8 protein-coding genes and 2 tRNA genes are annotated in these 10,688 nt (G+C 36.9%); 7 read left to right on the top strand and 3 right to left on the bottom strand.

Features of this window, described 5'->3' with window-relative positions; translation table 11 throughout:
* Positions 1-82 precede the first annotated feature (82 nt).
* The 3 genes from G580_RS0101880 (at position 83) to G580_RS11925 (ending at position 3,640) form a co-directional block, all read left to right on the top strand.
* A tRNA-Pro gene (locus tag G580_RS0101880) sits at positions 83-156 on the top strand.
* 40 nt (positions 157-196) lie between these two features.
* Entirely contained in the window at positions 197-1,783 is a 1,587-nt protein-coding gene (locus G580_RS0101885) for an MBL fold metallo-hydrolase (protein WP_038041327.1), read from the top strand.
* Positions 1,784-3,640 (top strand): sugar phosphate nucleotidyltransferase, encoded by a 1,857-nt coding sequence (locus G580_RS11925; protein WP_425425807.1) that lies wholly within the window; start codon positions 1,784-1,786, stop codon positions 3,638-3,640.
* Here the strand turns inward: G580_RS11925 and G580_RS0101890 are convergent.
* From G580_RS0101890 to G580_RS0101900, 3 genes are all read right to left on the bottom strand, one after another.
* Positions 3,603-3,677: transfer RNA gene (locus tag G580_RS0101890), tRNA-Ala, on the bottom strand. The genes G580_RS11925 and G580_RS0101890 overlap by 38 nt on opposite strands.
* A gap of 73 nt (positions 3,678-3,750) precedes the next feature.
* The gene (locus G580_RS0101895; RefSeq protein WP_028840800.1) at positions 3,751-4,416 is read right to left on the bottom strand and encodes a bacterio-opsin activator; all 666 of its coding nucleotides are present in this window, start codon (positions 4,414-4,416) and stop codon (positions 3,751-3,753) included.
* 23 nt (positions 4,417-4,439) lie between these two features.
* Positions 4,440-5,312 carry a KaiC domain-containing protein gene (locus G580_RS0101900; RefSeq protein ID WP_028840801.1) on the bottom strand — a complete coding sequence of 291 codons (873 nt, stop codon included), beginning with the start codon at positions 5,310-5,312 and terminating at the stop codon, positions 4,440-4,442.
* A gap of 198 nt (positions 5,313-5,510) precedes the next feature.
* On the opposite strand from G580_RS0101900, the gene G580_RS0101905 reads away from it, so the two are divergent.
* Genes G580_RS0101905 through lnt form a run of 4 tightly spaced genes read left to right on the top strand, consistent with a single transcriptional unit; the run spans position 5,511 to position 10,525 of the window.
* Positions 5,511-7,109 carry an L-lactate permease gene (locus tag G580_RS0101905; RefSeq protein WP_028840802.1) on the top strand — a complete coding sequence of 533 codons (1,599 nt, stop codon included), beginning with the start codon at positions 5,511-5,513 and terminating at the stop codon, positions 7,107-7,109.
* Between the two features lie 13 nt (positions 7,110-7,122).
* Positions 7,123-8,097, top strand: a complete 975-nt coding sequence (gene rfaD, locus G580_RS0101910; RefSeq protein WP_028840803.1) for an ADP-glyceromanno-heptose 6-epimerase — start codon at positions 7,123-7,125, stop codon at positions 8,095-8,097.
* Positions 8,098-8,100: 3 nt separating this feature from the next.
* Positions 8,101-8,922 (top strand): transporter associated domain-containing protein, encoded by an 822-nt coding sequence (locus tag G580_RS0101915; protein ID WP_028840804.1) that lies wholly within the window; start codon positions 8,101-8,103, stop codon positions 8,920-8,922.
* Positions 8,900-10,525 (top strand): apolipoprotein N-acyltransferase, encoded by a 1,626-nt coding sequence (lnt, locus tag G580_RS0101920; protein ID WP_028840805.1) that lies wholly within the window; start codon positions 8,900-8,902, stop codon positions 10,523-10,525. Before G580_RS0101915 ends, lnt begins: the two co-directional genes overlap by 23 nt.
* Positions 10,526-10,688 lie beyond the last annotated feature (163 nt).

Consider the following 10,688-nt stretch of genomic DNA (forward strand, 5'->3'; position numbering starts at 1 on the left):
TAATGTTTACTGCTTTTTGTTTTATTGACAGACAGTCTTGAAAAATTTGTTAAAAGGTTTTTAATTAAATTTACCAAAATCTCGGGGCGTAGCTCAGTTTGGTAGAGCACCGGCTTCGGGAGCCGGGAGTCGCAGGTTCAAATCCTGTCGCCCCGATGTTTCTATTTGCTATTTTTGGTTTGAGATAAAAGTAATGATGGATAACTTTTTTTCTAAATATTTCGAGGTTTATAAAGACTTTAAACAACAGAAGTTTTTGGTAAAGATTAAGGTGTTTGTGCCAGATAAACCAGGTTCTCTTGCTAACCTTGCCAAACTTTTTGAACAAAACCAGGTTAACATCGTATATTTTTACTACAACCGGTCAGAACATCCTAATAGGGTCATCATAGAAGGAAAATTTCAAGACTTATCAAGCTGGGAAAAAGTTCAACAAAGTTTATCAGAAAAAGGGTGGTTTGGAGAAACCTATCAAGAAAACTTTGATATAACCAAACCTGAGGGTGTGTTTAAATTAGCTGTTTTTGTAGAACACAAACCAGGTACCTTAGCCAAGATTGGTAAGCTTTTACAAGAATACCAGGCTAATGTAGTGTTTATGAGTTTTGATGAATACCTTTCTGAAAACAAGGCTGTTATCGCTTTTTACTTACCAGAAAAACAAAAGGCAAACGAACTTTTATACTCACTGAATCAGGCAGGTTATCATTATAGTTTAGAATATTCAGGAAAAGAAGAGGAAACCACCAGGCTTTTAGGGTTAAACCTTCTGGAACGTTTTTATTTTAACCTGAAAAAACTCCTTCCAGAAGAAGAAGTAGCAGAAATCAAAAAATTAGTAGAAACATCTAAATACCTTTCGGAAAATTTAATTAATTTTAATAAAGAAGCAGGGAAAAACTTAGAAGCTGGAGAAATATTTAGAAACATCTTAAGTTTTGCCATCTATTCAAGAACCAAAGTAGGACCAAATTTCTTTTTTAAGAAGTTGCCAAGTATTCCTCTGGGGGATGTTATCTTACACACTTTTAAACCTCCTACCGGAGGAAATCTTTATGTGTTTCAGCTAAACGACGAATATTACCTGATAGATACGTGCTATGGGGTATATTATCAAGACATCAAAACTATGTTTCAAAGCCAAGGGATAAATCCTGAAAAGATCAAAAAAATCTATCTCTCTCATGCGGATGCAGACCATGTAGGTCTTACAGGTTATTTTGAAGAAGAATTTCAAACCGAGGTTTGGTGCCACAAAGATGCACTAAACGTGATGAAAAATGAAAACCGAGTTTATGGTGTTGCCACCCCTCTTTCAGAACTTAATCATTATTTTACGATCTTAGTAAACTATTTTACCAAAACCAAGTTTCCCAAGTCCCCCAAGGTTTTTAACAGTCAAAAATCAGATGAAACCCTTTATGGTTTTCCGGTAATCGACCGGTTTAAGATAGGCAGTTTAAGTTTTAAGGTCTTAGAAAGCTTAGGAGGGCACATTCCTGGACAGGTATTTTTTCTTTGTGAAGAAACCGGCCTTCTTTTTACCGCAGACTATCTCCTTTATGTGCCAAGCCTTACAGAAGAAGAAAAAAAGGTGCTAAACATACCTAAGTTTTTGATGACAAGTACCAATGCTAACTCTGCCCTTTTTAGAAAGGAGATGGAACTTTTGCAGAGACTTTCTAAAGACCTTGATGAAAAGCTTAAAAATCAAGGCAGAGGCCTTATGATTTTTCCAGGACATGGAGACTACTATCCTGCTCGTCCTTTACTAAAGTCATAGATGAAAGTTAAAGCCTTTATTCTTGCAGCAGGATTAGGCACAAGACTTCGCCCTCTTACTGAAGAAATCCCCAAACCCCTTGTTCCGTTGTTAGGTAGACCCATCATAGAGTATGTTCTTAAAAACGTAAATCAGTTAAACCCTGAGGCTATAGGAATTAACCTTCATCATAAACCAGAAAAAATTTTAGCCTGGGCTAAGAGCTGTGCTTATAAAGAAAAATTTTTCTTCTCCCTTGAAGAACAGATTTTAGGCACAGGAGGAGGGATAAAAAAAGCTCAACCCTTCTTAAAAGACTCTTTCTTTGTGGTTTATAACGGAGATATCTTTGCAGAGATAGACCTAAGAGAGGTGCTAAAATTTCATTTTAAAAAAGAAACAATAGCCACGTTGGTGGTTAAACCTAATCCCTCTGCAAATAAAGTTTTCGTAGATGAAGAAGGTAAATTTTTGGGGGTAGAACCACTTTGTGTTCCAGAACGATATTGTAAAAAAACTGGTTTTACTGGTATAGCTGTTTATAGTCCTGAGTTTTTAAACTTTCTCTCTGAAAGTCCTTCTACGGTTTTAGAGGGTTGGGTTGAGGCGTTAAAGAAAGGTTGTCCTATCTATACTTATGAGCAAAAAGGACCCTGGTTTGACATAGGAACCCCTGCCTCATACCTGAAAACCTTGATCTATCTTTTAAGAACCCAAGGAGAAAACTTGTACGTGTGTCCGGAGGTTGCTACAGATGAGGTAGAATTTCAAGGCTATGTATCTGTTGAAGTAGCCTCTCAACTTGAAAAAGGGACTTTTTTAGAAAACGTAGCGGTAATTTCGCCAGAAAGTATGGTTTCTGGCAGGTTTAAAGACGGAATTTTAGGTAAAGATTTCTTTATCCAAGTCCCACGAGAACAGTTTTTACCTCACTCAGAAGAAGGTTATCTGATAGGTTATGGAGGCTCTGAGAGGAAGTTTTACAGGATAAACGGTTTGGTTAAAATGAAGGTTGAAAGACTAAACGAAGATTTTTTTAGGACGGTAGAGTACCAGAAGTTTTTTCAGAAAAGAGAAGTAAAGGTTCCTCATATCTTACAAGTTTCCCAGGAAAAAGGAGAGGTCTTTTTTGAAGACCTGGGAGATCTTTCCTTGTATAACTGGTTAAAAGGGAAAATAAACTTAAGCCTGATAAAAGAGATGTATCAAAAAGTGCTTGATGAAGTGATAAAACTCCATACTATCCCTGTAGACGCTGCTGTTATAAGTAAATTCAAAAAATTTGATTACGAGCATTTTAGATGGGAAACGCAATATTTTAAGGAGAAGTTTTTGCATTCTTTTTTGAAGATTTCAGATGAGGAGATTTTAGAACAAGAGTTTGAAGAGCTGGCAAAGATATCTGATAGTTTTCCTAAAAACCTGATACATCGAGATCTACAGTGTCAGAACATAATGATAAAAAACGGAACTCCCTACCTTATAGACTACCAGGGTGCAAGGATAGGACCTCCTGGTTATGACATAGCCTCTCTTTTATGGGACCCATATTATCAGCTGGAACATAATCTTAAGGAAGAACTTTTAGGTTATTATATAAAAATGCGTAAAAAGATAGAACCTCATTTTGAAGAACATCAGTTTTTACGTAGTTTAATCTATCTAAGGATACAAAGGCACCTGCAAGCCCTTGGGGCGTATGCCAACTTAAGTTTGTTTAAAGGAAAAAAGTATTTTTTAAAATTTATTCCTCAAGCCCTTATCTACCTAAAAGAAGAGGTAAAGGAATTAGGTTGGTCTGGTTTATTAGAAATGGTTGAAAAAATTTGTGAGAAAATGATGGTGGAGCCGGTGGGACTTGAACCCACGACCTCGTGAATGCCATTCACGCGCTCTCCCTCTGAGCTACGGCCCCACTCTCAAAGAACCAAATCGAATATAACATAACCTGTTTATAGGTTTTGTCAATAGTTTTTACAAGGTTTTTCTTAATCTTTTTCCTGTGCTTTTTGTAGGGTCAAGTAGTCTTTTATTTCCTTTAATAACTGAGCTGGGTTTTTTATAGGATATTGAATATGAGTAATGATTTCCTCTAAAGAGATCCCTTTTATCGAAAGATCGGCGAATTTTCCTTTTAAAACCTCTGAGGATTCTACAGGATATTTCAATCCTTTAGATTTTTTAAGGACTAAATAAGCCCAGGGAATTTCTAAAGTTTTGGCTAAGTCTTCGGCTACCACAGAACAGTAGTGAAGCAAGGTCTGGGCGTCATTTCCTTGTTTAATTTCTTTATAGGCTAACTTGGCGATACCTCCTGCGGTATGCACTTTTAACTCTTTCATTTCCTCGTTTACCAGTTCTTCAAGAGACTTAATCTTTTGCAAGGCAAGCTCTGGGTCTGCCCTCAGGATGTTTCTAACGGTGTTTTTGGTTAAGCCTACCTTTTCTGCTATCTCTTCATCGGTTTTTACGTACTCTTCTTTTAAAACCAACACAAAAGCAGCCCTGGCCAAAGATGGCAACCAAGTAAGGGTCCTAAATTCAGCAAGCTTACTAAGCCCACCTAACAAATCGATAGCCTTAAAAAACACCCTACTAACCAAATGCTCTAACTCTGCCTCAGAAACTGTAGGGCTGGTTATTTGGATAACCATAGGCCCTTACCTCCTTTTTATTTTTAAGAAATAGGTTCTTTTATCACTACTAAGCCGGTTTCAGTAATTTCTAAAAACCGGGTTTTGGTATCATGTCCGCACATCCTACATCCATCAATCCTAAAAAGCCTTACTATTTCTCCGATTTCTTTTTTATACATTTTTGCCTTAAAACTTGAATCGATAAGTTCTTTGGCTAAGACCATCGTTCCGTCAACGATATGTCCAACGGCATAACCTCCAGCCGCCTCAGCCGTTAACTCTTCATGGCCACTTCGTTTTTGAGACACAAAAAGGGCTGTTTGGTACCATTTTTTCATAAAATTATAAAGCCTTCTTACTATATTCCTTGCAAGCATTTCCTTGGTTTCAAAAAGCCCGGTTACTGAGTCTATGATCGTAAAATTAGCTTTATAGTGTTGAATAACATAGGCTAAGGTTGCCAAAAGGTCAGGTAAACTCTCTCTAAGCTTGGTTGAAGAAGCTGCGTCTATGATGATAAGGTTGTCTTCAAAATCTTTAAAGTTAAAACCCATAGCATTAGCTCTTAGTTCTAAAGAAGCTGCTAAAAAGTTGGCAGGGGTTTCTACTGTGATAAAGGCTACCCCTTCTCCTTTAGAAGCCTGTTTTACAGCAAATTGTTCAACCATCAAAGACTTTCCTGTGTCAGATACCCCGGTGATGTTAAAAACTGAATAAGCAGGTATACCACCCAACTGCTTTTTAACTAATTTTCCGTTTTCTAAAACCACCACATAAAAAAGTGGGTCAAGCCCTTCTATTCCTGTAGATACTCCATAAAATTTAGGGGCTTTTTTTAGGGCTTCTCCGCCTTTATATATAGATTTTAAGTCTGGCTCCCCAATTCCATATACATTTTCTTTTTTTTCTTGCATCTTCTCCATTTTAAACCTCTTTTTAAAATTCTGTTTTTAATTAAAAATAAGTGTTTGACAACCTTTTTCAAGCCTTTTTAATTTAGACAATAGTATGATTCGTTAAAAAAATCTTTTTAAGCTTGATTTTTTAGCAAAAAATGATAATAAAACTTTATGATGTTATTTTGTTAACATAAAACAGTAGGAGGGTTAACTATGGAAGTGTTTTTAGCGGTTTTTCCTCTTCTGGTGGTTTTTTTGGGTATGTTTTTTTTTCATCGTTCTGGGACTTTTGTTTCTGTCGTTGGGTGGATACTTGCAATTTTGGTAGCAGTAATTTATTTTAAAACCCCTTTTTCAGTAGCTTTAGGGGCTACTTACATGGGAATAATCAAAGCGTTAGGCATAACCTTGGCAGTGCTTTTTACGATGTTTTTAATCTTTTTGATGAGAGAAACAGGTGATCTTAAAAACCTTGTAGATTACATCAAAGGTATTGTAAAAACCAAAGAAGAACAGGTTCTTTTTTTGGGGATGGGATTTGGTTCACTCAGTACTGCTCTTGGGATGGTTACTCCTGCGATGTTTCCTCCGATCTTTAGGATCTTAGGTTTTTCTCCGGTTGCTGCTATAGCCATCAGCATCCTTTGTTATGACCCTCTTACCTCTTTTGCCCTGTTTTCTATCCCAATTACCTTGCCTGCCAAGGTAGCCCTTTCTTTTGGGATTAATCCTCCTGGAGTTAATGGGTTGGATGAATTTATCTGGGATTTTACTTTTAAGATCACTTTATTTTTACCGATCATCTCTCCTTTCTTTGCTCTTCTTATGCTTTACACCGTAGGAGGCTATGAGGCTATAAGAAAAAACCTTTTACCTGGACTTTTATCTGGACTTGTTATTTCTCTCTCTGCTCTCTTTTGTGCCTATATAAGGATTTTTCCTGTAGAAATAATAGGGGTAATTTCAGGATTAGCTACCATGGTTTTTGTTTATTTTTACTACAGGGTGAAAAACGTATACGGCTCAAACCAAGAAGAAAGGGTGAGGTTTAGTTCAAGTATCTTAAAATCTGCCTCTCCTTTTCTTCTTTTGATACTTTTTTCTTTTATAGTGAATCTTGCAACGATTAAAACTAAGCTTTCCTCGTTATTAGGGAATCTCGAGGTGATACATATTTTTGCAGACAAAAAGGAAGATTTAAACATACTTAGTAACGTTTGGTTTTGGATAATGGTAGTCTGTATTCTTTCTATCGGTATTCTTAAACCTTCATCAGAGCAACTAAAAAAAACCTTTTCTCTTTGGGTTCAACGGTCTTGGGGGCCTTTTTTAGCCTATTCTCTGTTTTTTGCTGTAGCTTATATCATGGCCTGGTCTGCGATGGAGGTGGTAAACGGAAAACTTGTTCCTACACCTTATTTTAAAGACTATAACATGGACCGAATAATAGCTATTTTTCTTGCTAACACCTTAGGTAGTTTATATCCTATCTCTGCTCCCTTCTTAGGGGTTTTAGGAACTTTTGTAGGAGGAAGTGCCACTGCTTCTAATGTTCTTTTTGCTAAAATTCAGTGGGAAGCAACCCTTTCTACAGTAGGAGCAGGGGCTTTTATGTGGGTTTATGCTGCTCATTCTGTAGGGGGGGGCATCGCTTCAGCCATAACCCCAGCCAAAATCACCAATGCAGCTGCTACCATAGGAGTTCATGGAAAAGAAGAAGGCCAGTTCATCAGGGCAGTTATCTTACCTGTGCTTGCATTAACCATAATTTCTGGTATTGTAACACAGATTTTTATTAAATTTGTAGGATAGTTGGGAGATCATCATGAAAACACCTCTTATCATAGTGACAGGTGGAGCAGGCTTTATAGGGGCTAACTTGGTAGAAGCCTTGAACCAAAGAGGGGAAGATCGAATTTTAATAGTTGACCATTTAAAGGAAGGTCCTAAATGGAAAAATCTTTTAGGGCTTAAGTTTTTAGACTATCTTCAAAAAGATGAGTTTTTAGACCGTATTGAACAAAACCATTTTAAACAGATTAAAGCTATCATTCACTTAGGGGCATGTAGCGATACCACGGTAAAAGACTTAGATTATCTCTACAAAAATAACTATATATATTCCAAAAAACTATCTCTTTTCTGTTTAGAACATGGGATAACCTTTATTTATGCCTCTTCTGCAGCTACCTATGGAGATGGGTCTCTGGGATTTTCTGACGATGAAACCCTTATCCCTCGACTAAAACCTTTGAACCCCTATGGATTTTCGAAACAACTGTTTGACCTGTGGGTTTATTACCAAGGTCTTACGAAAAAGGTTGTTGGTTTAAAGTATTTTAACGTGTTTGGAGAAAAAGAATTTCATAAAGGTGACATGAGAAGCGTAGTTCTTAAAGCCTACGAACAAATCAAAAGAGAAGGCAAGGTAAGACTTTTTAAGTCTTATCGGCCTGAATACGTAGACGGAGGTCAGCTGCGTGATTTTATCTATGTAAAAGATGCGGTAGAGGTTACCCTTTTCTTTTTAGAGCATCCAGAAATAAAAGGTATATTTAACGTGGGTACTGGACAGGCCCGGTCTTTTAAGGATTTAGTGACAGCTGTTTTTTCTGCCCTCAACCTTCCTGTGAACATAGAATACATAGACATGCCAGAAAACCTGAGCAAACAATATCAGTATTTTACCCAGGCAGACATTACCAAATTGAAAAAAGTAGGTTATAATAAACCAATGTATACTCTTGAGGAGGCAGTAAAAAGTTACGTTTCTTGGCTGGAACAACAAAGCCTTTTTTAGCCTATGGGCATAGACTATCTGTCAGAGTTTCTCAAAAAACTTTTTCGTATTCCCTCTAAACCTTCTGAGATATCTGAGATAGAAGAGGATATAAGAGAGGTTCTGGAAGACTACAAAGAAGAAAAGGTAGTTTCTGAGTTTGAAGAACGACTTATTTTAAATCTTATCAATTTAAAAGCCATAGAAGTAAGAGAAATAACTATAAACAGACAGGATTTAGTAGGTTTTGACCTCACTTATTCCTGGGAGGAGGTCTTAAACATCATCTCTCGTCATCCCTTTTCTTTTTATCCGGTATATCAAAACCACTTAGACAACCTGTTAGGGTATGTAGCTATCAGAGATTTGTTAAAAGGAGTTGCTCAAAAGGTGTTTATGTGGCAAGACTGGATAATTAAAAAACCTCTTATCATTCCTGAAAACATTTCTCTTATGCAGGCTATGGAAAAGATGTTAGAAAAACAGACAGACTTAGCCTTTGTGGTAGATCAACTCTCAGAACTTACCGGAATGCTTAGGTTAAAAGACATCTTATACGAAATTATTAAAAGCACCTCCTGTTGTCCTGCTCCAGACTCTAAAGGATGGTTGTTGGTGCCAGGCACGTTTAAGGTCAGAGAGATAGAAAATTGTTTAGGAATAACTCTACCTAAAGGAGATTTTGAAACCATCTCAGGACTTATCATATATCATCTTAAACGTATTCCAACCTCAGGGGAAAGGGTTTCTCTTTCCTTTTTAGAAGCTGAAATCATAAAATCTGACGGAAAGAGAATAGAACTTTTAAAGGTTAGAAAAAAGGATGAAAACCTTGTTCAACCTTAATCTTTTTTTACCTATCCTTTCTGGAATTCTTATCACCTTAGCCTTTCCTAAATGGAACTTATGGATACTTGGTTTTTTAGGTTTAGTTCCACTTTTCTGGGCGTTAACTCAGGCTAAAAATTTTATCCAAGCCTTAGTGTGTGGTTTTTTGTTTGGGCTTTTTCATTTTGCTACTCTGGTTTACTGGATAGTATATACTTTAACCAAATACGGTGAGTTAAATTTGTTTTTTTCCATCTTTTTGCTCTTTCTTATGTGTTCTTACCTTGCACTCTATTATGCCTTAGGTTTAACCATAGCCTATCGATGTCATATTTTTGACAACCCTACTCTAACAAAGGGATGGTTGTTAAGCCTTGCCTGGGTTGGTATAGAATGGCTTAGAGCTAATCTTTTTACAGGTTTTCCTTGGGGGCAAATAGGTTATATAGCTACTAACCTTTCTTTAGTTTTGCAGTTAGCTGAAATAGGAGGGGTTTGGTTTTTAAGCTTTTTTCTGGTTTTTACCAACTATTTTTTGTTTTTGTTGTTCAAAAAACTATCAGAAAATCAAGGTTACCTGAAAACTTTTTTTGGTCTACACACCTGGATATTTTTTTTATCAACCATTTTAATCATGATTTCTGGTTTTTACTTAAAAACCCATTGGGAAAAAATAATTAAAGAAGAACCAAAGGAACTTAGAGTAGCCCTACTTCAAGGAAACATTCCTCAAGAGATAAAAGAGGCAAAGCAATTGGAGACCTCCTTTCAGGTTTATAGAAAATTAGCTTTAAAGGTCCTTAAAGAAAAACCAGACCTGATATTGTTCCCAGAAACCGCTTTCAACTTTTACTTTCCCTATGAGACCAAACATACTGTTGAGCTTCTTCGTCTGTTAACAGACATCGGGGCTGAAGGAAAAAATTTTAACCTAACCCCTCGCATCGTTTTTGGCACGTTTCGGTTAAGCTATACTGAAGGTAAACCGATGGCTTACAACAGCCTTATGGTATGGGATGGAAAAGATTTTGTAGACTTTTATGATAAAGTAAAACTGGTGCCTTTTGGAGAGTATGTCCCCTTGGTAGAGTATTTTCCCTTTTTAAAAAATTTTTCAGTGGTAACCGATGTAATTAGACCAGGGTTTTCTAAAAACCTTTATGTACCCTTAGATACCGGGTTTATCAAGGTAACCCCTCTTATCTGCTTTGAAAGTGCTTTTGGGGAGATTTTAAAAGAAAGACTAAAGGAAAATACACAGTTGGTTTTTATCGCCACCAACGATGCTTGGTTCGGTCAAACCTCAGCCCCTTACCAACATTTCCAGATGGCAATACTACGTGCGGTAGAATCAAGAAGGTTTACCATTCAGGTAGCAAACTCTGGTATCACAGGAGTAGTAGACCCAACAGGAAAAATTACCACCCAAACCTCTCTTGAAGTAGAAATTGCCTCTACTACTGTTATAAAACCTCTTTATCACCCTACCCTGTTTGTAAAAACAGGACATATATTTGGGTTAATCGGTGTGTTAACCCTTGGATTAATGGGACTTCTTGCCTTATTATTTCCTCTAAAAATCCTTTCTTTTAATTTTATTTTTAATCACAAAAAGAGGTAAGATCAAGAGCCCTTTCTCTTTGAAAGGGCCTGTAAAGGACAAACTAAACCCTAAATTTCTCTACCGCGGTCTTAAGCTCATTCCCAAGTTTGGCAACCTCAGTCGTTGTAGCAACCACCTGCTCAACCCCTGCCTCAAGCTCCTTGGCTGCCTCTGCCACACT

It is taken from the genome of Thermodesulfobacterium hveragerdense DSM 12571, assembly GCF_000423845.1.
Lineage (GTDB): Bacteria > Desulfobacterota > Thermodesulfobacteria > Thermodesulfobacteriales > Thermodesulfobacteriaceae > Thermodesulfobacterium > Thermodesulfobacterium hveragerdense.

What these genes read in the sequence shown, in the direction of transcription:
- G580_RS0101885 (WP_038041327.1), top strand. Translation starts at nt 197, where the DNA reads ATGGATAACTTTTTTTCTAAATATTTCGAGGTTTATAAAGACTTTAAA.
- G580_RS11925 (WP_425425807.1), top strand. Translation starts at nt 1,784, where the DNA reads ATGAAAGTTAAAGCCTTTATTCTTGCAGCAGGATTAGGCACAAGACTT.
- G580_RS0101895 (WP_028840800.1), bottom strand. Translation starts at nt 4,416, where the DNA reads ATGGTTATCCAAATAACCAGCCCTACAGTTTCTGAGGCAGAGTTAGAG.
- G580_RS0101900 (WP_028840801.1), bottom strand. Translation starts at nt 5,312, where the DNA reads ATGCAAGAAAAAAAAGAAAATGTATATGGAATTGGGGAGCCAGACTTA.
- G580_RS0101905 (WP_028840802.1), top strand. Translation starts at nt 5,511, where the DNA reads ATGGAAGTGTTTTTAGCGGTTTTTCCTCTTCTGGTGGTTTTTTTGGGT.
- rfaD (WP_028840803.1), top strand. Translation starts at nt 7,123, where the DNA reads ATGAAAACACCTCTTATCATAGTGACAGGTGGAGCAGGCTTTATAGGG.
- G580_RS0101915 (WP_028840804.1), top strand. Translation starts at nt 8,101, where the DNA reads ATGGGCATAGACTATCTGTCAGAGTTTCTCAAAAAACTTTTTCGTATT.
- lnt (WP_028840805.1), top strand. Translation starts at nt 8,900, where the DNA reads ATGAAAACCTTGTTCAACCTTAATCTTTTTTTACCTATCCTTTCTGGA.